We start from the raw sequence: 24,116 nt of genomic DNA, 5'->3' as shown, positions 1-24,116 counted from the left end.
AACCCCGCCGGTCCGACTAGGGTTCTCCGGGGCGGGACGGGACAAGATTTGCAGACCACATGACAGGCCAGGCGAAGACCTATCGCGCCTTCATCAGCTATTCCCAGCAGGACCAGGTCTGGGGAAAGCGCCTGCACGGCTGGTTGGAAAACTACCGCATTCCACCGGGGACGAGCGGACTGTCGGCAGGCGAACGCCTCGGGCGCTTTTTCCGCGATGACGAGGAGATGGCCGCTGCCTCGGATATTGCGCAGATCGTGGAAAGGTCCATCGACGATTCCGAAAGCATGATCGTTATCTGTTCGCCGCGTTCGGCAAAGTCCGAATGGGTGGCGGCGGAGATTGAACGGTTCCGGCGCGGCGGCGAACCGCGCCGCGTATTTGCCTTCATCATCGACGGTGTCCCGAACTCCGGCGATCCGGATACGGAGTGCTTTCCTGCTGCCTTCCGAAGGTCTCACCACCCCGCAGATCCTTTGGCGCTACCCATCGAACCGCTCGGCCTTGATGTCAGGAAGGACGGGCGCGATCGCGCGGTGGCGCGGCTTGCAGCTGGACTGCTCGGTGTCGACTTTGATGACCTTTGGCAGCGTGACCGCCGCCGGCAGGAACTACGCCAACGCACATGGCTTTTCGGCTTGGCTGCGCTCAGCTCGGTTTTCGGCCTGCTGGCCACAGCCGCCATTATTCTGGGCCTGCAAGCCCGGCAAAATGCACGGGACGCTCATGACAACCTTGCGGCCTTCTTTGCCGAGCGCGCCTGGCAGAGCCTCGAAAGCCGGAACGTCCAGGCAGCCGCGCGCTACGCGCTGTCGGGCAGAGAGCTCTCCGAGAAAAATGCGAACAGCTACCATGCCGTGCTCAGCGCCGTGATGTTCGAAGCGGGCGAAACCCTGCCGCCGCTTCTGCACGCAGGCGACGTGTTCAGCGCCGGTTTTTCTCCGAACGGCAAACGTGTGGTGACCACGAGTGATGACGGGACCGCGAAAGTATGGGACGCGGGTACGGGCGCGTTGATCGGCGTATTGAATGGCCATGATGGCCGGGTCAGCGCGGCAACGTTTTCCCGCGACGGCGCCTGGCTTGCCACAGCGAGCCATGACGCCACCGCGATCATCTGGGACATGTCCACACTTTCTGAACGCGTCCGGCTGGAAGGCCATCAAGATCCGCTCCAGACGATCCGCTTCTCGGATGACGGCAATCGGCTCCTGACCAGCAGCCGCGATGGTACAGCCCGGCTTTGGGACGCCGGGTCGGGCGAACAGCTTCAGCAGTTTGGCGAACCCGGTGAACCGGTCTGGACGGCCGAGTTTTCTCCTGACGAGACCCGTATCCTGACAGCGCATGAAGACGGAATCGCCCGTATCTGGAGCGCGGAGGGTGGCCGGTTGCTCCGCAAGCTATCGGGGCACACAGGACCTGTCTTCAGCGCCTCCTATTCCGCGGATGGCGCCCGGATTGTCACGGCGAGTTTCGACCAGACCGCACGCATCTGGACAGCTGAAAGCGGACGCCTCCAGTCAACGCTTGAGGGGCATTCCGATACAATCCTCAATGCTGTCTTTTCTCCGGATGGACGATCCGTAGCGGCGGCCAGCGGCGATTCTTCGGCAAGCCTCTGGGACGCCCGCACTGGCCGGCTGAAGCATTACCTGCGCGGGCATGCCGGGACTGTGCGGAGCATTCGCTTTTCAGATGACGGTGAAATGCTGGTTACGATCAGCAACGATTCCACGGCCAAGCTCTGGAACGCTGAAAGCGGTGAACTGGTACGCACGCTTCTTGGTCACGGTGACCGCATCAGGATGGCCAGCTTCTCCCCGGACGGCACGCAGATCGTCACCGCCAGTGATGATGATACCGCCAAGATATGGGAGACCAAGGGACGTTTGCTGGCAACGATCGTGGCAGGTGGCGATGATGTCTCCTTTGCCGAACTTTCGCGAGACGGCACGCACCTTGTCTCGGCGACACAGGATGGCCAGGTGCAGGTCTGGGATACCGCGCGCGGCGAGCGGGTGGCCGTGTTGTCAGAGCATGCCGGGAGCGTGTCAGGCGTAGCCTTCTCACCCGATGGCATGCATGTGGTGACGGCAGGCGAAGATGCGACAAGTCTGATCTGGGACTGGCGCACCGGAGCTATCCTGGCGCGGCTTACAGGCCATGAGGGGGCCGTAAACAGTGCGTCCTATTCCAGGCAGGGAGACCGGATCGTCACCGCAAGCTCTGACGGGACGGCTAAAGTCTGGAATGCATCCGGCGGCGCGCTCCTGACGACACTTACCGGCCATGAGGACGCCGTTCGGGGCGCTGAGTTCTCGGCCGACGGCAAACGGATCGTGACGGCGGGTCATGACCGAACCGCACGGATCTGGACATCCGCCGACGGATCACCCGTCAGCCAGTTGCAAGGCCATACCGGAAGTGTCAGCTCTGCCGTGTTCTCGCCAGACGGAAACCGAATCCTGACGGGAAGTGATGATGGAACCGCGCGCATCTGGGACCTGAACGAGCAACGGGTCATCACGACACTGAGTGCCTCGCGGGGGCGCGTGTTCGGCGTCCAGTTCTCTCCGGACGGGACCCGCATCGCGACAGCCCACCTCGATCAGACAGCCAACATCTGGGACACGGTATCGGGCCGCCTCCTGTCCACCCTACCTGCCTTTGGCAGCGATGTGCGCAGCGCGACGTTCTCCGCGGATGGCCGCCGGATCGTACTCGCCAGCAGCGACGGGCAAATCCGTTTGTGGGACATCGCCCGCCAGACACAAGGCTGGGGCGACCTCGCCGCAGATGCCTGCACACGGTTATTGTCGGCCGGTAGCCGTCGCTTTTCAGACCTTGAGATCGGAACAGATCCGCTGCTCCAGGCCGAATGGCCGGATCCTACGCGCGATGTCTGCCGCCGTGTTGACCGTGCCCCATCCGTCTCGCAACTCAATCAAGCTGCAGGGATCGCGCCCGCGACCCCGCAGTAGTGGTCGCGGGAACCCCGCCGACTAGTCGTCGGGCCGTGTACCGGGACGGGTCGAACCGCCCGGGTCGCTTTCATCTGTCGAACCGGGAGCTGCCAGGACCACGCCGCTCTGCGCGTCGGCTTCGGGCGCAGCTGCCGCCGGCGCTGCCTCAGCAACGGCTTCGGCTTCAGGCGCAGCTGCTACCGGCGCCGCATCAACAACGGCTTCGGCCTCCGGCGCTGCCGCGACGTCTTCGTCAACAACGACTTCATCCGCCTCAGCGGGAGCGTCCGCGCAGTCTTCGCCTTCAGCGCAAGCTTCTGCTTCTTCAACGATTTCGGCCGCCTCTTCAGCTTCGACAATGTCCGTTCCCTGCGCAAACGCTGCAGGGAAAACCGCCGACGTCATCGCCGCACCCAGAATCATCGATGCCGAAATAAGTGATCTATTTTTCAGTCGCATTGGTGCATTTCCTCCCACTATTGCCGAGATTCTTACTCCTGACCCGGGAACAAGAACATTCAATTTTGCAGACGGCGCCAGATCAGCGCCCGAGCTACTGCGCGTCGTCTTCTAATCCCCGCAAGCCGTACTTGAGCCGGGCATCAATCATCTCGTAGCAGAGCGTGATCACGAAGTGATCCTGCTCCGGCGTGGCCCCCCGGACGCGGTCCGAATAGAAAGTGTCCGGCTTTGCTCTGCCAGTACAGCTCATCGCCTGGATGGTCGTACGATGCGTCAGATAGAAGTCGAACTCGATATCAGACTTTAGATCCTCGACGATACCGCTGTCCTGAAGGAACCGCTGGGCGGCCTCCATGCCGCCAGTCGGCGCGGCATACACAATGTCGATCTCGCGTCCCGTTTCACCACTATAGTCGCGGAAGACTTCTTCGATATCCGTCTCGATAAGCTTGTAGTCTGCAGGGCAATCTCGTCCCTCCGGAACATATTCGGCAAAGCCACTGAAGGCAGAAGGATTGCTGCCGTAGAGCAGGCAGATGATTTCGAGGGCACGCACTTCGGCGGGCGCATGCGGCTCGTTGCGGACAATCGAGCTATCAACCTGCAGCCAGCCTCCCGCCGCACTGATGATCTCGTCCACACCGTCCGGATCATCCGCATCGGGAGCAAGCAGGATCATCGCAAACCGGTCTGCATAATCCTCCCTGTCAGTCGCCGTCCAGTCCGGACGGCTATTCAGGTCAGCGATCTGACCCATAAGCATGTGGCCCGCCTCATGATAGGCAAGGAAGCGCACAAATCCGCGAACAAAAGCTTCTGTCTCAGCATCCTGTCCCTGCGCCTGAACCGGCGCAGAAACCATGGCGGAAAAGAACGCCGCACTGACCAACCACCGCAGATACCGCACAATCGTGCTCCCCTGATCGAGCGAGTACCATACCCCGTCTTCAAAGGCAGGAGAAGATACCGAACTGCCTGACGATAGCGCCTGCCTGGACTTGTATTTTTGCGACGACGGAACTTTCAGTGGCCGGCCCCGTTAGGGTGATATGGGCCAGGCTCCTTCCCGGAGCGGCCAAGGAGATCCCCATGAAAACGATTGTCGCAGCCGCCCTTTGGGGCGCGCTACTGGTTGCTGCGCCGGCAGCATTTGCTGAACCAGCGCGGGATGAACTGATCCGCACCGAAGCCCAAGTGGGCGCCCTGAACACTGCGGATGCCTCTTCTGCGGCGCCGATTAACTTCCAGGAGGCACAACTCCGCCTCAGCGAAGCGCGCACCGCCGAAGACAAGAACAAGGACCAAACATCGCTCTGGCGATCGGCAGAAGCCTCACTCCAGGCCGATATCGTCCAGGAAAAAATCAAACTGCAGGCTCTTGAGCGTACCGTCTCGGAAATCGAGACCGGGATCGCCACACTGCGCCGCGAACTGAACTCATAGGAAGCCATCAAGATGAAACATGCACTCAGAAAGACCGCGGGCCTTGTCGCTCTCGTAGCCGCCCTTGGCGCTTGCGCCTCTACGCCGGACGCCAGCCCAAGGCTTTTGGCCGCCGAAGCTTCGCTTCAGCAAGCCAAATCCAACCCGGCAATGATGGAATCGGGCCGCTCGGCCATCGAGAAGGCGGATACATCCCTTGCCGCCGCCCGCGACTACTACATGCGCGGCAAGGAAGATGCGTACACGCACAATATCCGCATGGGCGAAGGCTATGTCGAACTCGCTGAAACACGCGGGCTCCAACGCAGTGCCAATGCCCGGATCGAAGCGCTGGATACGGAACGTGCAGAAGTCGTCTCGCAGGCCCGGATGCGTGAAGTGGCCGCCGCCGAAGCGGCGACTGCGGTTGCAGAGAACCGAGCAGACCGCTCCGAGGCAGTCGCCGCAGGGGCGGTTGCCGACACCGCCGTGTCCGAGGCCGCGCGCCTTGCCGCCGAAGCGCGAGCCGCAGCCCTCGCCGCAGAACTCGCGGGATACGAGCAGACAAAAACGGACCTTGGTGTCACACTGATCATGCGAGACCTGCAGTTCGCTTCGGGGTCCGCCGTCCTAACATCGGGCGCGCAGGGCCGCCTCGCCCCGCTCGCTTCGTTCCTGGCGAAACAGCCCGAGGCCCGCATCCAGATTGCAGGGCACACCGACTCCCAGGGCGCAGACGCCTACAATCAGGACCTGTCCGCCCGGCGTGCACAGTCGGTCGGATCCTACCTGACGTCGACCGGCGTTGACGCTGACCGCATTGTCAGCATCGGTCTGGGCGAAAGCGTGCCGGTATCCTCAAATGCGACGGCGGCCGGCCGCGCCATCAATCGCCGTGTTGAAGTGACCATCCTCGACTAACCGATCATCTGCCGGCACCGGCCGGTAGGGTGCCCGTTCAGAGCTTGCGGCCAGTATTGCCTGAAAATGGCATTCGCTGGCCGCAATTGCATTGAAATCCCGCAGATGTCTGCTCTCCGCATCAATTCCCCCTAGCTTCAAAGTCAGGAGCCGAACCGCCCGCAAGCGGGGTTCAGGTCGACTGCCGGGCAGGATCAGACTCCGGCGGCAGAGGAAAGTCAGACATGCTGGCCGGATCAAGGCAGAAGCTCAGGGCATCCATCTGCCGACGGCAGACTGTTGGATCGATCTGTCGATCGCCGTCTCAAGGGCGCGGGTCACACACGGGCAGGCCGTTCATGCGCGCGGGGGGCGCAGCGAAGTATGGGCAACGGCCGTAACACGGGAGATTGTCGCGCTGCGGTATGGCACACCCCCAGGCGGCGGCGCCGGTCCGGACTGGCCATGCGGTTCCCCCGCATCAGCCGGATACGCCGGGACAAGCCCGCCGTCGAAGCTGATCACCTTGCCACATTGCGCAAAATGATCGACGCGGGCGCAAACGTCTGATCGCATCTGGCGCGGCGCGGGACGGGTGCAAGACGCCGTCTGAGGTGCTAAAGGGGCGCCGATGCTACGGATATCCGAACTTAAACTGCTTTTGGATCACGCGCCTGCGGACCTTCCTGCAGCGATAGCGAAGCGTCTCGGCGTCGACCTGGATGACCTCATTCAATGGTCAGTTTGGAAGCGGGCGCACGACGCGCGGCGAAAATCGGCGATCCTGAAAGTCTACATCGTTGATGTTGCGGTGCGCGGCGAAGCGGCGGTCCGGCAGCGCCTGGCGGGTGATCCGCACGTCATCCCTACCCCCGATACGGCCTATCACCCACCATCCGGACCGGAGGCGCCGCGCCGCCTGCGCCCTGTGATCATTGGCGCAGGGCCCTGCGGCCTTTTCGCCGGCTTGATCCTCGCCGAAATGGGCCTGCGCCCCATCATCCTGGACCGCGGCAAGGTCGTGCGCGAAAGGACGAAAGACACCTGGGGCCTGTGGCGGCGAAGCGAGCTGAACCCGGAGTCGAACGTCCAGTTCGGTGAAGGCGGCGCCGGAACCTTTTCAGACGGCAAGCTTTACAGCCAGATCAAGGATCCGCGCTTCCTCAGCCGCAAGGTGCTGAACGAGTTCGTTGCCGCCGGCGCGCCGGCGGAAATCCTGACCGAGGCGCACCCGCATATCGGCACGTTCCGGCTGGTCACGATGGTCGAAAGCCTGCGTGCGAAGATCGAGGGCCTGGGCGGCGAGTACCGGTTCCGGCAGCGCGTTACAGATGTTGAACTGGACCGCTCGGCCGAGGGCGGCCAGCGCATCCGGGGCGTGCACCTTCATACCGGGGATTTCCTGGAAGCCGATCACGTCGTGTTGGCGGTCGGGCACTCTTCACGCGACACGTTCCACGCCTTGTTCGACCGGGGCGTCCATATCGAAGCCAAGCCTTTCTCGATCGGCTTCAGGATCGAGCATCCCCAGTCATGGATAGATATGGCCATGTTCGGCGCCTGCGCCGGCCATCCTGATCTCGGCGCAGCGGCCTATTCCTTGTCGCATCACTGCTCCAATGGGCGGACCGTCTACAGCTTCTGCATGTGTCCGGGCGGCACGGTCGTCGCGGCCGCGTCGGAACCGGGCCGCCTCGTGACCAACGGCATGAGCCAGTACTCACGCAACGAGCGCAACGCCAATGCAGGCTTTGTGGTCGGCATTTCGCCCGCCGACTACCCCAGCGACCACCCTCTCGCCGGAATCGAGCTGCAGCGAGACCTCGAGAGCCGCGCATTCAATGCGGGTGGCCGCGACTACTTTGCGCCGGGTCAGCGCGTGGGTGACTTTCTGGCGGGCAGCCCCTCTGCGTCGCTCGGCCCGGTCATACCCAGCTATCGGCCCGGGGTTCGCGCGACTGATCTCGCGCCGCTTATGCCGGATTATGTGATTGAGGCCATGCGCGAGGCCCTGCCCGTGTTCGGACGCAAGATCCCCCGCTATGACGATCCGGACGCCCTGCTGACAGGCGTCGAGACCCGCACCTCCGCGCCCATCCGGATTAGACGGGGCGCAAATTTCCAGAGCGTGAACGTGCGCGGGCTCTACCCAGCCGGTGAAGGCGCCGGTTACGCCGGGGGCATTCTCTCTGCAGCGGTCGACGGTATCAAGGTCGCCGAAGCGGTCGCCCGTGCAATGGCGAACGAACCCGTCCATCAATCCTGATGCTGCGATAGGTCAGTAGGCCTCGGCGGCTTCGTTTTCAGCTTCCGGCTCAGCAAATTCTTTTGGGGTCAGGAGCATGTACATTGCCGGTGTAACAATCCGGGCAAGGATGGTCGAGCTGACCAGGCCGCCGATGATCACAACAGCAAGCGGCGAATAGAGCGGAGATTGCTCCCACACCAGCGGGATCATGCCGCCAATGGCGGTGGCGCTTGTCAGAAGCACCGGCAGGAAGCGGATTTCGCCCGCCTGAACGACAGCCTCGCGCAACGGCACGCCTTCGCGCCTTAGCCGGTTGGCAAAATCAACAAGCAGAATCGAGTTCTTGATCTCGATTCCTATGAGCGCAATGAAGCCGATCATCGCGATGAACGAGAGTGGATATTGCGCGATATAGAGCGCCACAAAGCCCCCCATTACACCGAACGGGATCACGAAGGCGACCACAGCCATCTGGGCGAAGCTCCCAAACTCGAGGAGCAGCACGGCAAGCACACCGAACAGCGCGATCAGCACCGCCGCGCCAAGGCCCGAGAAGCTTTCGCTCGCCGCTTCAGCCTGTCCGCCGAAGGTAATGCGGTAGCCGGGCGGCAGGTTGATGGCTTTGATCTTGGACGCGACATCGGCGGTGACATCCGCCGCAAGATAGTCCGGCAGCACATAGGAAAGTACGGTGACCACCCGCTCCTGTTGCACGCGGTTGACCACTGTTGGGCCGGATGCAAATGAGACCGTCGCGACCTCCGACAACGGCACGCCGCCGCCTTGCGCCGTCCACAGGTACATTCGCTTCAGGGCATCGGCGTCCGGCGGTGAGCCGGCATCCATCCGCAGGCGGATGGGATAGGCTTCGCCGGTCGGATCACGAACCTGGGCAACGGTGGCGCCGCCAACGGCTATGCGCAGCGTCTGGTCGATCGAGCCGGGCGCAATTCCGAGTAGCGCGGCCTTTGCCGTGTCGACGTCGAGTTCAAGATCTATCTGGCGTGCCGAGGACGGGTTTGACACATCGCGCGTCCCCGCCGTGTTGCGCAGGATGAGTTCGACATCCCGGGCAATCTGGCTCAGCGTTTCGTTGTCCTTGCCCCAGATGCGAACGGCAATCGGCGCTTCGACGGGCGGCCCATTCTCGAACCGGCGGAAGGTCAGCTTGGCGGCCGGATATTTGGAGAGTTCGGCGCGGATTGCCGTGACGACTGCCGGGCTTTCCTCCGGATGCCAATGTTTGAAGGCGCCATAGACCTGACCGTAGTCTGCAACTCCAATTGTCTCGAATACGTTGTAGTACACCTGCGGATTGCTCGACCCGCTGTTGGCGAACCGGAAGGCTATGTCTTCGCGCTTCTCCAGCACGCTCTCGACAAATCGCACGGCCTTGTCCGTCTCTTCGATGGAAACGCCTTGCGGCAGCTCCACATCGATCATGAAGTATGGGCTGTCGTTCTCCGGAAACAGCGAGAAGCCAAGGCGCGGCACAAGCGCAAAAGACGACAGCGCAATCGCCAGCGAAACAACGACCGTTGAAACCGGGAAGCGGAGCGCCACGCGCAGGATGGGGCGATAGACCCCGTGAATCCCGCCCATGACGGTGTCCAGGAAGACGTTGGATTTTCCATGCCCTTCGCGCGGCAACAGGCGACTGGCCAGAAACGGAATGATCGTCAAAGATACGATCAGTGACGCGATAATGGTCGTCAGCACGGCGACCGGCAGTGAGCGCGTGAAATCGCCAGCGCCTTCCGGCAAGGCAATCAGCGGCAGGAAGGCGAAGATCAGCGTCGCCGTACAACCGATTACCGCAACGTTGATCTCCGATACGCCGGCGATCGCCGCTTCCCGTCTCGGCAAGCCATCTCGCAGGTGTCGCGCAATGTTCTCAGTCACCACAATCGAATCGTCGACCAGAAGTCCAAGCGCGATGACGAAGCCAGAGATCGACAACTGGTTCATCGTAAAGCCCAGTTGGCCGATCCAGAACACGCCAATAGCGAGCGAAAGCGGGATTGCCATCATTACCACAAGGGCTGCGCGAAACCCGAGCGGCAGGAGCGTCAGCAGCACCAGGAATACGGCGATCAAGAAATCCCGGCCGAGGCTGGTCAGACGGTAGGCGACGGTCTTCGACTGGTCGAATCCCGTCTCCAGCCGGATGCCTTCCGGCAGGCTGCTGCGATAGGCTTCGATCTGCTTGTAGAGATTATTGCGCACGACGAACACATCGACGCCAAGTTTGCCCTTGGCGCTGACGAGCACGGCACGCTCGCCGTTATACCGGGTAAAATGGCGGGGCTCGTCATTGTCCCATTCGACCTTGGCGACATCCCCGACGGTGAGAGTACTTCCCCCTGCTGACCGCAGTACCGTGTTCCTGATTTCGTCGAGGCTGTCGAACGGGCCTGTGGCCGTCACGTTGAACCGTCGGCCGCCGGACTCGACCGCCCCGATCGGAACGTCGGCCCCTTCGCGCTGGAGCGCGTCGGCCACCACGAGCGGCGACAACTGGAAGTTTGAGAGCCGGTCGAGATCGAGTGAGATGCGCACTTCCGATTCCGGCGCGCCCCAGATCTGTGACTGCTGCACACCGCCAGCCCGCTCCAGCATATCGCGCAGGTCGCGCGCGGCGGCTTCAAGCTGCCTGGCCGGCGCTGTTTCGCTGACGAGTGCGAGAACAACGACGTTAGCGTTCGCGGTGTTGGCCTTGAACGTGCGCACATCCACGACGCCTGTTGGGAAATCCGGCCGCGCGACATTCAGCTCACGGACCAGTTCATCGTACTTGCGTTCCGGATCTGAGCCATAGGTGAACTCGACCGTTACGCTTCCGACGCCGGATGTCGCGCTCGAGCGTACTTCCTTCACGTCTTCAATCCGGTTGAAGGCCTGCTCCAGCGGTATGACAATCAGCTTCTCGATCTGCTCAGCATCGGCGCCTGGCAATACGACTGTCACACCCGCGAGCGGAAACCGCACGGTCGGGTCTTCGGACTTCGGAATGGAAATCATCGCACTCGCGCCGAGGGCAACGAGCATCGCGAACAGCACCAGCGAGAATTGCCAGCGGTCGACAAAGAAGCGGACGATGTGCTGCATATGGCTCAGGGGCGGTCCGAGACAATCACGGCTTCACCATCTCGGACGTAGGCCGCGCCCTCCGCGATGACCCGTTCGCCCGCAGCAAGCCCGGACAGGATCAGAACTTCGCCGCGGAAGATGCCGGATGTGGAAACAGCGCGCCGGTGTGCGATATTCTGGTCATCGATGACATAGACGTACCCCTGATCCGCCCGGGCATCGATCAGGGCCAGTGTCGGAATGCGCACGGCGCCGCCATCGCCTTTGGACTTGGTTGCTTCGGACGACGTGATGCGCGCATTGCCGATCAAGCCGCTGCGCAGGAGCGCCGGATCACCCGCACTGATGTCGACATCGAAATTGCCGGTGGCGTCATTGCTCTTGGCGCCGATCCGAACAATAGCGCCCGTGCGCGGAGGGCCCGCAAGCCCGGCAATCGAGAATTCAGCCGTGTCGCCAACTTTCAGGCGCGCCGCATCGGCAGCCGTCACCGGCACACGCAGAACAAGTCCGGAGGTCGTATCGCCAATCTGGAGGACAGGAGCGCCGGGCGCCAAGGTCTGCCCCGGTTCGGCGAACCGGCGGAGCACGACACCATCGACCGGCGATGCCATGACGCCGAGATTGCGATTGAAAGCGACTGCGGTCAGCCCGGCTCGGGCCTGATCGCGCGCGAGCGCCGCGTCATCAAGACGGGCCTGCGCGAGATGCCCTTTTTCCACGAGGTCGCGAGTACGCTCATATTGAAGGTCCGCATTGACCACCGCCGCTTCGGCCTGGGCAACACTTGAGGCCAGCTCGGTAAGATCAAGCCGGGCGAGGCGTTGCTTCGCCTTCACGAGGTCGCCTTCGTCCGCTGTGAGCTCCGTCAGGATGCCACCGGTCTTGAAGGACAGCGTGGTCTCCTGCGTGTAGACAATCGTCCCGGTGGCAGCGACCAGCGCATCAGGCTCGGCCGGCATCACCTCGGCGCCCACAACCACGGGTTGGGCGACTTGCGGCGCGGTGACGGCGTGAGCCGTTTCGGGCGCCCCGGCGCTGCAACCTGTCAGCAGCAAGGCGATACTTGCCGCCAATGAGGCTGCGATCGTGCGATCAGTCAACTTACCTGCTGGCATGGCTTACCGCTTGTCTCTATGACAGATTTTAAAAACGCTAAATGAATGATAAACTGTTCAGACGCGATGTCCAGCCATCATCAAAGAAGTTGTTTTACGCCGCGATTGAATAATCTGGCGTCAATGCCAGCCAATCCGGAGCCCGTCTCTTTTCGAGCAGCGCGGCTACTGGAACCGGCTTTTCAGGCGCAGCAACGGTGCCTCCAGGAACCTGTAGCTCGCGAGGGTTACCAGGACGCTGATCGTGAAGGCGAGCGCCAAAAGCAGAACCACCTCCAACTTGGTGTCTGCGCCAAACTGCGCGGTCAGCGGGGAGTGCAAAAGGAGCATGTTGACGATCGGATGCCACACGTAGAGGCCATAACTGTATTTTCCGAACCAGCGCATCACGGGCAACTCCATCACGGAGGTCAGCGGCCGGAAGGTCAGGGAAAGGACAAGGAGGCTCGCATACATGATGGTCAGGCACGAGATCCCGGCCGTCAGGATCACGGCATCTTCTGTCGAAAAGTCTCGCCGCAAGATGACAATGGTCAGGAAGGCAGCCGCCGCCATGGCGCCAAAACGCCATGCCCACGGGACAAGCGGCGCAATGCCACTCGGGCCTCGCACGGCTAGAGCAATAAGCGCGCCCATCGCCAGCCCGTCCATCCGCGCCGGCGTCAGCACATAAACTGCAAGATCGGGCGCATCATTCAGCACCAGAAGCGTGCGGACCAAAGGCGAGATCACGATCATCGCAGCCGCCACAATCATCAGTTTGCGCCGTGACAAGCTAAGAACGATCAGTGGCCAGACGAGATAGAACTGCTCTTCGATAGCAAGGGACCAGAAGTGGTCGAGAATGCTCCCCCCGCCCTCGATCGCCATCTGGAAGTTTCCAACATACAGCAAGATCCAGATCGGATTCGAACCGCCGAGAATTCCAAACCCCGTTATCACCGCCAGAACAATCACGACTACGGCCGCAAAGTAGTAGAGGGGAAAGATCCTCAGTGTACGGCGGGCATAGAAGTTCTTGAAGTAGTTCTGCTTTCCCTTGGCGTCATAAAGCAGTCCGGTGATCAGGAAACCGGACAGCACAAAGAAAAGGTCCACGCCCGACCAGCCGATGCCGGTCACCTTGAGCAACGAACTGCCGAGGCCCAGCGCCATGGCGCTTGAGCCGTAGTGGTAGAACAGGACGAGGATAACGCCGAGCCCGCGTATGCCATCCAGCGCAAGGATGTGCCCCGACCAGACTGACGCTGCGGTCATCGATGGGGCGCTGTTCGCAGACCGCGTTTCGTCAGTCAAAGTATCATCGATCCTGGTCATAGGCCCAACTATAAAGAGCACCATTCGATGAAACATAGGCCGTGCCAGTAGCCACATCGAGTTCGATCGAGCGCAGCCAAGGCCCGAGATATACGGTCTCCACATTGCGCCAGGTGTTGGTGTCGATCACGCGAACCTGGCCCGTGACAAAACTGCCCGCGAACAAAAGTTGGCGTTCATTGTCGACGGCTAGCGTCCGCACCCCGAACGGCCCCTTGATCGCCCCTTTGGTTGCCAATGTGTCAGCGTCCAGCCGTAGGATTTCGGATTTCACCGGCGATGTCACCAGCAGTTCATTGGCTGCGGGCATCAGGATCATGCGATCCAGCCGCGCCGGAGCAGGCGACCTCGCAATTATGTCGCGCTTCGTCATGTCATAGATGAGGACTTCCGGATTTCGCCTGAAGAAACTTAGATAGAGCAGCGGCTTCTCCGGATGCTTCAGGATGTTTCCGGCATCAAGTTCCCGCGTGTCGAGCACATCACCGGTCGCATGATCCAGCAACACAAACGCAACGCCGTCGTCGAGATCAGCCTCGGAAACGAGTGCGATCGTATCCGAGATCGGATCGAAGGATATCCAGGGGTCGCCGGAAGCGAGTAGCTTGACGTCAATGGACCGATTCAGCGAAAGGGTTTCCGCATCAATGAAAAGAAGCTGTTTTGTGTCACCGTTAAAGACACTCAGCTCTCCGGCTTGAGCATCGAGAAAAATTCCCTGGGCGCCGCCACTCACAACTTCAGACGTGCGAGAGGCCTTGCCCGGGGTGTCTATGTCAACCTCGACAATGTTCTCAAGGCCATGTCCTGTAACGTAAAGCCGACGCGAAACGGGCTCCAGCGAAAGACCGTTGATGCTGCCCTTCATGATGATCCCGACTGTGTTCGGCGTGCGCAACGCCTGCTCAACGGGGACAAGCCGCTCACCTTTGATCAGCGCCACCATACTGGCGCTGACGAGGGACACGGCCAGCCCCCAACCCAGGATGCCGCAGACTCGCTGAGCCGCCGCACTCCAGTTCGCCAAGCCTGCTAGCCAGGAGATGTGTCGCCGGATAGCCAGCGCCTCTGTAAAGCCCACGCCGACAGCCAGAATTCGTCCATTAAGATGGCGCTGAAGGAATGCTGCAGGCAGGAAATTTGTCGCGGCAAGGATGACGGGGATTGCGGCATGCCGGAGCGGCGTCTGTGTGATCTCGAACAAGATCACCGTCGTCAGAGCGACCGCACCAAGCAGAATCAAGTATTCCCGCGCCGGAAACCAACGACGCAAGATGATCACCAGACCGCCGAACATAGCGGCAAGCAGCAGAAACAGCATGCCGCGGGAAGCTGGCAGGCTCATCAGGTCAATGATCCGTACAGTGAGGGCTTCACCGTCAAAAACCTGCAGCGTCGAGATTGTTTCCCGGGAAAGGAACAGAATGACGAGGATGAGTGGCGCGCGCAGAATCCCCCACGCCAGGAGCGCCTTGGCGCCTGCCGTCACTGAAGTTGGCGATCTGCTTTGATCGGTATGTGCCATCCCGCAGTTATCCAGTACTTCGGCGATTTCATTTTCCCGGCAGCCTTTTCGAGGCCGCCGGGGTCAAACATTCCGGCCTCGACATCCGCCTACCAGACGCCCTTCAGGTGACCGGTCCAGCGACATACAAGCAAGAAGCAGACCAGAAAACAGCAGGCTTTCAATGCCATAGCCTATTTCCTGCTCACTTCATGTTTGAGTTGGATAATCTCTCCTCGCCCGCACGATCGCCAGAAGTACGATCAGGGCTATCGTGCCGATCAGCCAGTGGGACACAATCAAGTTGGAGAGCGCCCCGAAACGACCAAGTGTCATGGAGTGACTGACAAAAGCGGTGCCTGCCAGCAGCGAATAGGTGCCGATCAGCGGCCAGCGAAGCCCGGAAAGCGCCTGGCCCGGCCGCGACTTCACCCATAGCAGAACCAGCGCGGGCAGCAGCCAGACATGATAGTGCGCCCAGGACAGGGACGAGACCGTCATGGTAAATGATACCGCGATCAATACTTCGACTTCAATGTCGCTTGCGTCTGCCCGCAACAACCGACGCGACTGATATGCAGCAAATACCACGCCCGCAAGCAGCGCCAGCGACATGCCGATTGCGGCGGCGCGGCCAACGGGGGAAAGCGTATGGGCCGAGTAGTCGTGACCGAACGGGCCGCCCAGTTCGTAGCGAGCCACCATTCCTGCCAGCGTCTGATTTACATAAGCAGGAACAGGGTTGCCGGCATAAGGCGCGATCGACGTTTCGTACCAAAGCACATGCATGTCCCATCCAAAGATCAGCAAGGAGAGCGCAGCCGATCCTGCCAGGACGGCGGCGCCGCCTGCTACCACGCTCCAGCGACCCCGCAGGAAGTAAAGGATACCGACAAGCACAAGAGCCGGCTTGATGACAGCAGCAACGCCAAACAGCGCGCCCGCTACAAAGCCCTTGCCGGAACGGACCATTGCCAGGCCGCCAAGGATCAGCGCAAGGACAAAATGCGATGTATTGCCGACCTTGAATGAGTACAGCAAAGGCCCGAATGCGCATATCGCGAGAAACAGCAATGCGCTTTCCCGCGTATCGAGACTGAACATATCCACCAGCAGGCGCCAGATCAGACCAACAATGCCGACACCGATCAGCGTAATGACGATTGCCGCCGGCATGTCGGGCAGCAGGGCAAAAGGCGCGAACAGATAAGCCACGATGGGCAGATTGACGAACACAAGGTCTTCACTGCTATACGCGCCGGCCAGGGACTGAGGCCCCTCAAGGACGAGTTTCCCGGCCAGCCAATAGCATTCCTTGAAGTCCCAGAAGACAAACTCCATTGAGGGCTGTGTGTTTATGAAGATGAGACCAGCAGTCGCTGCGCCCCACAAAACGGTGAAGGGCCATAGAAGTGCGGCATACCGCGGCGATCCAGCGAGACGATGGATGAGCAGAAAACCAACGATCGCGAACACGGCATGAACGCCGTTTACCGTAAGCGAATGCACCAGCACCTCCCTGCTCTCGCTGTCTCTGTGAGAAGCCCCGGCCTGTCCCGGTATTGTCTTGGCGGCGCAAAGTCAACGCGCGCCCAATACTCCGCAGCCCGTCAGCTTCAGGCCTCGCACTCCTCAGCAAGGTTCACGCCAAGACCAGCGCTCGATCGCGAACCACAGCGCAGCAACTCCAAAAGCGCAAGCCGCAAGCCAGAGTTCGTTGACGAAGCAGTCGTGCCGACCAATCCACGGCCAATGCCGAAAACCTGTTTGAGGAGATGTCCTGTCTGACCTTCTAGTCGCGCTTTGCTGCGTAGACCCAGAAGGTGAAGAACAGGAAATTCACGATCGGAAGGGTCACGACCACCGCAAGCAGACGCAGCGGCTCGGGAACGTTCAGTGCCACGCCGAGGCGCGCAACGAAGATGTCCGCAACAATGACGCTTATGAAAATGCTCACAACGAACTTCACGAGCTGGCCGCCGTCAGCCCACTTGCGCTGGAACGTGAACACACTGTGCATGACATACTGGAACACCACGGCGCTCGTCATCGAGATGCCTGATGCGAAAGCGGGAGACAGCGTGAGCAAATTCCTCAAAAGGAAATAGAGCCCGACATATACCGCCGTTACAGCCAGGCCGGTAATTGTATACCGTACAGCGAACTGGACCGTCGCTTTCGAGAGTTTGAAAGGCAGGGTCATCTGGGCCTCATCTGCGCGGTCAGAGCGGAACGCCGAACCAGGCGAAGAAGAAGCATATCCCAGCCAGGGCGGCATAAGCGAGACACACCCTGTCCTTTACCACGAACACAACCGGATCATCATCCAGTTCACCGCGCTGGCAGGTGATCCAGATCCGGCTCGAGATCATGAAGATCATCGGCGGCAGCGCCCATAGCCAATCACCATTCTTGATAAAGCTCTGCTGGTGCGCATCCTCGATGATGTAGAGCACCATGATGACAACGGCGGCGACCGAACTCGAAATTCCGGCGGCAAGGACCAGCGGCAGGTCTGACGCCCGGTAACCGCGGCCATTGACCCAGAAGCCGCCGCGCTCGATCACGCGTGCGATCTCGGTGTGGCGTTTCGCAAACGCCAGGGAGGTGAAAAAGAACATGGCGAAGACAAACAGCCATGGAGACGGCACAGCTGCCACCGCCACCATGCCGACGACCAGACGAAGCGTGAAAAGCCCGGCCAGCGTCACGGCATCGTGGATCACCTTGCGCTTCAGGAAGAGCGAATAGCTCATCGTCACAACCACGTAGACGAGCACCCATTGCAGCACGGCCAGCCCAGCCAACAGTGCCAGTGCCAAACCGGCAGCGAGGCAGATCAGGGCGCCGATGATGCCTGCCGGCAGAGACAGTGTCCCGCTCGCCAACGGGCGCCGGCGCTTCGACCAGTGCGCCCGGTCGTCCTGCAGATCCCAGATGTCGTTGAACACATAGGTCGCCGACGCTGTCAGCGACAAGGCAAAGAACGCGAGTACAAGCGGGAGGATCGCGTCGGGATCTATAATTCGGCCGGACAGAATTGCAGGCACCACGACGAGAACGTTCTTGGCCCACTGGTGCGGGCGCAGGCATTTGATCAGGGCTTTGAAACTGCCCGGGCGCTTGAACACCTCGGTGACGTTTGCACTCTTGCGGGCGCGGCGAAGGGTCGATCCGGACGCCCCAACGACGATCGCATTGCGCGCGCGCTTCCAGACCTCGAGGTCAGGGCGGCTGTCGCCTGCATAGTCGAAGCCCTGCGGAAAACGTGCCGCCAGCGCGTCGGCTTTCACCTTGCCCTTCAGGTTCACCTGACCTTCCGTCGCAATCACGTCCGAGATAAAGGAAAACCGCTGCTTGAAAACCTGAGCAGTGTTCTTGTGCGCGGCCGTTGCCAACACGATCGTGCGGCCCTTGGCCGCTTGCTCTTCGGCGAAAGCCACGAGGTCTTCGTTGACCGGGATGAATTCTGGATCGAGCGAAACGGCATTCGCCAGATGTTGCTTGAGCATCACCCGGCCGGCCAGCAGCCAGCCAATCAGCTTAAAAACTGCAAAGGGATTGCGGCGAAGCAGTGCGAAGCCCTGCTCGATCAGCGAATCCGTCCGAATTAGCGTGCCATCAAGGTCCAGCACGAGCGGAACAGCGTCTGCCTCTCCGGCGGCTTCGTTGGCGATCGGCGTGTTAAGCATGGTTCGGCTTCATCTTTTGAAAGCGGCGCTTGCCACACTGGCCGCCGGATCAGAAACAAGGGTCGTGCAGGCTGTGAAACCAAACGGGGATTCATCCTGCGAAATGCGGCTCAGACTTCTGTTTGGCACCAAGATCCCCTCCCCCAACCAGCCGCCCCCCCGAGCTGACATGCCGCGGGTGCACTAGCGTTCAACGGCTAACCAGCAATTCATGTGCCAGCGGGCGCCGGACGTTTATCGTTAAGCCCGCTGAGTGCGCGGCGGTCAAACCGGAAGCCTGAGCAGTGGCCGACTGGCGCAGATATGCCTCAGGATTGCGACACACCGGTTAAATTCTGGCACGAAAGGGTAAACGGCGGGCGCGCCAGCGCGTGCAATTTCGCGCCCGGATAGGCTGGATTAAGCACGCCGGACCGGCCGATGCCGAAAACCTAGCTTTGCCGGGAGGCTCCCTCGTTCGCGCGAAACTCTGCAATGAGCTTGCCCGCCTCCGCGCACCGGTCCGGCGACTCCAGCCAACTCTCTGCCGCCAGATTGGCCTTTAGCCGTTCAGGCCGCGTGGTCGAAAACAGCACAAGCCCTTCCGGGTTCTGGGCCAGCGCGTGTGCCAGGAAGGCCTGCGCAACTTGGGCTGTGTCGTCTGCATCGACGCCAACAGCCTGGAGCCAACGCTGCCGCAAGCCGGCATCTGACCCCAGCCGGTTAACTATGGCTCTGAAGTCCTGCCCGAGACAGGAGTGGGTGACGATAAGCGGCGGCTTTCCTTCGCCGCTGAGCGGAAAGTGTTCGCGGATGGCCGTGTCGAACTGCGCAACGGCTCCAAAAGGCTCGCCGCTCTTAGCAATGGCAAGCATTTCGTGCGCCGAGGGCGCAACACCGTACATGCGGGCTTTGCCCGATTTGACAGCCTGCTCCAGGAACGCCCGAACCTCATCCTTGCGCACGTCTGCAAGCGTACATTCATGCAGCAACAGCGCATCTACATGATCCGTCCGCAGAAATTTCAGACTGGTCTCAAGGCTTTGTTGCATGCGCCTGGGGTCGAAAACGCCGAACTCCGGATGTTGCACCACGGGCTCCGGAACCACTGCCTTCAGAGGCGGAATGCGCCGGAGAACCGCCGCAGCCTTTCCAGACGCGCGCGTAGCCAGACCCCGGCGGACCGGCAGGATGCCCACCTTCGTCGTGATTATGATGTCGTTGCGCATATGTGAAAAAGCCGCGCCGAGGAGCTTCTCCGCCTCTCCGTCCGCATAGAGCCGGGCTGTATCGAAATAGGAGATTCCCTGATCGTGCGCGTCCCGGAGCAGGCGAACTGCGTTGGACGGGCTGCCGGCATGGTGCAACAACCCAGTTCCGAAGCCGAGGGGGCCGGACCGTTTAGCAAAAAGGCGGGCGCTGATAGTCTGGGCGTCTTGATCCTGCATCCTCGAGCAAAGACGAGGAGATAAATCTCATGTCAATCAAGATCGTATAGTCAAAGTCTTACAGAAGCCGATCGACCCTGCCCGCTTGCTTGCAGACCTTCCGCTGAAGGTAAAACGCGAAAGTGACTATCCCAGATGAGCAAAAACCATGACGCCATCGTTGTTGGTGCCGGCGCTTCAGGAGGGCTCGCAGCCGCCCTGCTTTGCGAATCCGGGCTCTCGGTGCTTCTGCTCGATGCAGGCCGCGAGCAGTCATTCTGGAAAAAGCCGTTCAGCAAGGCCCTGTCGACTTCCATCGGCGCGATATCCGACCCGCGGCTTGCAGGCATCCTGCACCCCAGGCTAATAAATGCGGGGACACGATTGCTGCGCGCTGCAGGACGCCTTCGCCAACCTGTGCAGACAGAGTGCTTTGCTTGGGTGCAAAAGCCCGGCAGCTTTGTCGATGACCGGGACCACCCCTACGAGACCCCGCAAGGCAAGCCCTTCACCTGGATCCGGTCCCACGGTGTCGGCGGGCGGATGGTCGTGCCGGGCCACGGGCGGCAGTACTACCGGCTCAGCGAATATGATGTCGGACCGAAGAATGACGGCCCCAGTCCCTGGCCGTTCGGGATCGAAGAGCTCGCGCCCTGGTACGAGAAGGTTGAAAGCCGGATTGGCCTGTTCGGCGGGCGAGAGGGCATCCCCTTCATCCCCGACAGCCTGGTCACCCATCCGATCAGCCCGAACATCTCGGAACGGCAGCTATTGGAGACATTTGCACAGCGCTGGCCCGAGGCGCGGGTCATGCTCAGCCGGTACGCGCCACCGGTCGATTTCGCCGGGATTGCAGCTGCCACCGGCCGGCTGACCCTGCGCCCCAGCGCCCTTGCGCAGCGCATCCTGCACGCCGCAGATGGCCGCGCGGCCGGTGTCGAATGGCTCGACCCCGCAGACGGTCAAACCCATTCGGCCAATGCGCCGCTGGTTTTCCTGTGCGCCTCATCCCTGGAATCGACACGCATACTCCTGAACTCGTCCAATGCGTCCGGCCCGTTGACAGATCAGTTGCCGGCGCTGGGTCTTCATCTCAGTGATCACGTCATGCTGAAGGCCGAAGGTCTGAGCCCGCCCCTGCCCATCACGCCTCCGGCGGAGCCAGGGCGCTGCCTCTATCTCCCCCGGTTTGACCTTCGCAAGGGCGGCGATGCCACCCGGCGCGGATTCGGCGTTCAACTCTATGCGACCGCCAATCCTGCCGGTGCATGGACGACAGCCGTGGGCTTTGGTGAAACCTCTCAGACCCTGCAGGGACGCGTCTCCCTGTCAAAACAGCGCAAGGACCGCTGGGGGCAGCCCGTTCTGTCGATCGACACCCAGTGGGGTGAGCCCGAGCGGGCGCTGGCAGACTCGATCTCCGGAGCACTCGACGAATTGTTCGAGGGTATCGGCGCGAAGGTCCTGGTTCGGCCGGCAGGGCCTGCAAACCCGGGAACGTCCGTACACGAATGCGGCGGCGCCCGCATCGGCAAGGATCCCGCAACTTCCGTGCTGACGCCCCACAATGAATGCTGGGCAATGCCCGGCCTGTACGTTACCGATGGTGCCGCCCTGCCCTCACAAGGCACGCAGAACCCGACGCTCACCATCATGGCATTGACAGCGCGTGCATGCCAGGCGGCGCTCAGCCGATAGGCGTCGCTGACACGGAGAGACTTCCTCGGCCAAACATTTGGTCCGCAGACGTTGACTTCTGGTCTGCGCGCCGCGTCAGGCCGGGCAAGCGCAGATCAAGCCGCCGGTACGGTCGGGACCGTACCCGTCAAAACCTTCTGGCGCATCGCACGCAATCGCTTCGACAGGTGTATACACCGCCTCGATCCCGGCGTTCTGCATGATGAAGATGCGGGACTCGGCCATATCGGGATTGACGCAGTAGCGCGTGCCCGTTTCTGCAAGGCGCTCGATTTGCGCTGCCGCTTCCAGGCTGCGATTTGCCGAAAGCCAGCTTGAGGCGCCGCCTACTGCCAGTGAGCCTGCCAGACTGACCGCAACGATGGCCGCGCCCAAAGACCGGGCGAGCCGACTGCTGTCAGTCAGCGCGGCGGCCGCCACACAGACCGGCACAAACCAGAACTGCGGAACATACCTCGCCCACCAGTTCTGCGGCATCAGGATTACCGAGACGAGAAGCCCCGCGGCAACGAACAAAAGGACCCGCGCCGCCGGGCCACATTCCGCCCGCCGGACAAACAGAAGGATCGCTGTACCCAGGGTGAGCAAGATGCTGCCTGAGAAGAACGGGCCGAATCCAGCGAGCCGGACATCCACGCCGCCCGCAGCACGCAGCTCTTCAGGCGACACAGTAAAGGGAATTTTCAAATGCGGCAGCGTGCCATAACCCGCATGCGTTTCTGAAAAGAGCGAAAAGAAGAATCGCTCGGCCGCAGACATTTCCTTCAGGACATTCGGCGTATTGTCGTAGGCAGTCCCGTCACCGATCATGATGTCGATCGCATCCTTTCCCATAAGCGGATGGAAAATGTGACCATGCTCGAGGAAATTCTGCATGTAGGGCGACCACCCCAGAAGGAAGATCGCTGCGAAGGCGGGAACGAAAAGAATGGCCGCAGCGGTATACGCCTTGGGGCGGCCGCGCATCAGATAGGCGCCAGCGCACGCGAAGGCGCACAGGATCACGAATGTCGGGATGGCTGAAAATTTCAGGTTGAGGGCGAGCATCATGGCGGCCACACCAGAAACCAGAAAACTCCTGTTCTCCTGCTCGATCCATGTAACCATCGAGACGACAAAGATCAGTATGCAGAGCGCCAGGATGCCGTCGTTCATGCTCGTCCAGATCTGCGCCAGGACGATCGGGTTCAGGACGGCCGCACAGGTCAGGGCCAGAGTGAACAGCCAGGAATAGCCGGCGCGGAACAAGGCGCCGCCCACAAGCGCAGCGGCTGCAAACAGGACAAGCAGGAGTGACAGTTTGACCATTGCCAGCGGAAGGCCCGCGGCAAGGACGTTCGCCGAGAGAAGCCAGACAGCCCTCGGATAATGCACCGCCCACGGCGTTATGGCATCGCCGACAATGGGCGGCGGCGCCGGCTTGTGAACCGGGTTCCATCCCTCTGCCAGGGCATAGATGGCCTGAAAGTGGTAGTGCTGGCCATCGATCGATGTGTCGTGAAGCAGGGAGGCGACGAGCGCCGCGAGCACGCCCAGTCCAAGGGCGAGGAATGGCGCAACCCGCGACGTTTCGGGAAACAGCCTACCCGGCACGTAGAGCGCTATAGCCGCGCAGACAACGAGGACGATCCGGCCAAAGTCCGGTGTGATGGCACCGCCCACCACGAACCAGAGTGTGGTCAGGGCGAAGACGAGCACCGGAAACAGGATCAGCGAGGTGCCGGCAGCCCAAAGCACCGAGGGTGTTCTGGCCCGCGTGTCAGCATGTTCCCGCTTGTAGCCATTCTGGAACAGTTGATCGATCATGCGACTACCCCCCCCAGCCCTATCGTGCCAGCCGTCATCTGATTGGCGCGTTTCGCATACCCGAAAGCGAACGGCATGCCAAAGTTTTAAGTTAACGAACACATTGGCGCCGGCACGCTCACCTTCCGGACAGTGAGGCGATCTGCGGCGAACTCATGGACCTAGAAGGCTTTGTCGTCGCCCGGTCCCGGCCATTGCTGTTTGACGTGCAGCCAGCCCGGCACGGCGGATCCAAATTAGCGACCGCTCCGGTCGCTGGCGGTCTGGCTGCAAGCTACCGGATCGGCGCCACATTGGCGAAAACGTGATCAGAGAGGATCGGGATGCCCCTCTTCCCGGTAGTCCCCCGCAAAGAAAGGGTAGTGCACAGACGAGCGGACTGAGGTGCATGCCAGAAGTTCTGGCGCGCACCTTCAATACGGCAAACGGGCCGTTCGTGCGCGACTGCTCAGATTCGGGCCGCCGCCTGCCATCACGGCGGGCCATG

At 61.3% G+C, this 24,116-nt stretch carries 16 protein-coding genes; 5 read left to right on the top strand and 11 right to left on the bottom strand.

Annotated features, from left to right (window positions below; genetic code table 11):
- Positions 1-59: 59 nt before the first annotated feature.
- Positions 60-2,984, top strand: a complete 2,925-nt coding sequence (locus tag Q0C17_RS04095; RefSeq protein ID WP_291201715.1) for a TIR domain-containing protein — start codon at positions 60-62, stop codon at positions 2,982-2,984.
- Between the two features lie 21 nt (positions 2,985-3,005).
- Here Q0C17_RS04095 and Q0C17_RS04090 read toward each other — a convergent pair whose 3' ends face one another.
- Positions 3,006-3,425: a hypothetical protein gene (locus Q0C17_RS04090; RefSeq protein WP_291201712.1), complete on the bottom strand. Its 420-nt coding sequence runs from the start codon at positions 3,423-3,425 to the stop codon at positions 3,006-3,008.
- A gap of 94 nt (positions 3,426-3,519) precedes the next feature.
- Positions 3,520-4,335 carry a DUF4344 domain-containing metallopeptidase gene (locus tag Q0C17_RS04085; protein ID WP_291201709.1) on the bottom strand — a complete coding sequence of 272 codons (816 nt, stop codon included), beginning with the start codon at positions 4,333-4,335 and terminating at the stop codon, positions 3,520-3,522.
- Positions 4,336-4,517: 182 nt separating this feature from the next.
- Between Q0C17_RS04085 and Q0C17_RS04080 the strand changes: the two genes are divergently transcribed.
- The 3 genes from Q0C17_RS04080 (at position 4,518) to Q0C17_RS04070 (ending at position 8,016) form a co-directional block, all read left to right on the top strand.
- On the top strand, positions 4,518-4,871 hold the full coding sequence (locus Q0C17_RS04080) for a hypothetical protein (RefSeq protein ID WP_291201706.1): 354 nt from the start codon (positions 4,518-4,520) through the stop codon (positions 4,869-4,871).
- A gap of 12 nt (positions 4,872-4,883) precedes the next feature.
- Positions 4,884-5,771: an OmpA family protein gene (locus tag Q0C17_RS04075; RefSeq protein ID WP_291201703.1), complete on the top strand. Its 888-nt coding sequence runs from the start codon at positions 4,884-4,886 to the stop codon at positions 5,769-5,771.
- Positions 5,772-6,381: 610 nt separating this feature from the next.
- A complete protein-coding gene (locus Q0C17_RS04070) occupies positions 6,382-8,016 on the top strand; it encodes an NAD(P)/FAD-dependent oxidoreductase (RefSeq protein WP_291201700.1) in 1,635 nt (544 codons plus the stop codon).
- A gap of 12 nt (positions 8,017-8,028) precedes the next feature.
- Here Q0C17_RS04070 and Q0C17_RS04065 read toward each other — a convergent pair whose 3' ends face one another.
- The 8 genes from Q0C17_RS04065 to Q0C17_RS04030 all read right to left on the bottom strand — a co-directional run bounded on the left by Q0C17_RS04065 (position 8,029) and on the right by Q0C17_RS04030 (position 20,146).
- A complete protein-coding gene (locus tag Q0C17_RS04065) occupies positions 8,029-11,106 on the bottom strand; it encodes an efflux RND transporter permease subunit (RefSeq protein ID WP_291201697.1) in 3,078 nt (1,025 codons plus the stop codon).
- A 5-nt stretch (positions 11,107-11,111) separates the two neighbouring features.
- Positions 11,112-12,191, bottom strand: a complete 1,080-nt coding sequence (locus tag Q0C17_RS04060) for an efflux RND transporter periplasmic adaptor subunit (protein ID WP_291201694.1) — start codon at positions 12,189-12,191, stop codon at positions 11,112-11,114.
- Positions 12,192-12,371: 180 nt separating this feature from the next.
- Positions 12,372-13,463 carry an acyltransferase gene (locus tag Q0C17_RS04055; protein WP_291201691.1) on the bottom strand — a complete coding sequence of 364 codons (1,092 nt, stop codon included), beginning with the start codon at positions 13,461-13,463 and terminating at the stop codon, positions 12,372-12,374.
- Positions 13,464-13,506: 43 nt separating this feature from the next.
- Positions 13,507-15,048, bottom strand: coding sequence for a hypothetical protein (locus Q0C17_RS04050; protein ID WP_291201688.1), 1,542 nt, complete (start codon positions 15,046-15,048; stop codon positions 13,507-13,509).
- Between the two features lie 189 nt (positions 15,049-15,237).
- Entirely contained in the window at positions 15,238-16,536 is a 1,299-nt protein-coding gene (locus Q0C17_RS04045; RefSeq protein WP_291201685.1) for a glycosyltransferase family 87 protein, read from the bottom strand.
- Between the two features lie 283 nt (positions 16,537-16,819).
- The gene (locus Q0C17_RS04040; protein WP_291201682.1) at positions 16,820-17,230 is read right to left on the bottom strand and encodes a GtrA family protein; all 411 of its coding nucleotides are present in this window, start codon (positions 17,228-17,230) and stop codon (positions 16,820-16,822) included.
- Positions 17,231-17,249: 19 nt separating this feature from the next.
- Positions 17,250-18,719, bottom strand: coding sequence for a UbiA family prenyltransferase (locus Q0C17_RS04035; protein ID WP_291201679.1), 1,470 nt, complete (start codon positions 18,717-18,719; stop codon positions 17,250-17,252).
- Positions 18,720-19,150: 431 nt separating this feature from the next.
- On the bottom strand, positions 19,151-20,146 hold the full coding sequence (locus tag Q0C17_RS04030) for an aldo/keto reductase (RefSeq protein WP_291201676.1): 996 nt from the start codon (positions 20,144-20,146) through the stop codon (positions 19,151-19,153).
- A 135-nt stretch (positions 20,147-20,281) separates the two neighbouring features.
- On the opposite strand from Q0C17_RS04030, the gene Q0C17_RS04025 reads away from it, so the two are divergent.
- Positions 20,282-21,823, top strand: a complete 1,542-nt coding sequence (locus tag Q0C17_RS04025) for a GMC family oxidoreductase (RefSeq protein ID WP_291201673.1) — start codon at positions 20,282-20,284, stop codon at positions 21,821-21,823.
- Positions 21,824-21,898: 75 nt separating this feature from the next.
- Here the strand turns inward: Q0C17_RS04025 and Q0C17_RS04020 are convergent, their stop codons facing one another.
- Positions 21,899-23,629 carry a hypothetical protein gene (locus Q0C17_RS04020; RefSeq protein WP_291201670.1) on the bottom strand — a complete coding sequence of 577 codons (1,731 nt, stop codon included), beginning with the start codon at positions 23,627-23,629 and terminating at the stop codon, positions 21,899-21,901.
- Positions 23,630-24,116 lie beyond the last annotated feature (487 nt).

This window comes from Hyphomonas sp., from assembly GCF_022844445.1.
Taxonomy (GTDB): Bacteria; Pseudomonadota; Alphaproteobacteria; order Caulobacterales; family Hyphomonadaceae; genus Hyphomonas.
This window is presented reverse-complemented; position numbering and strand designations above follow the sequence as displayed.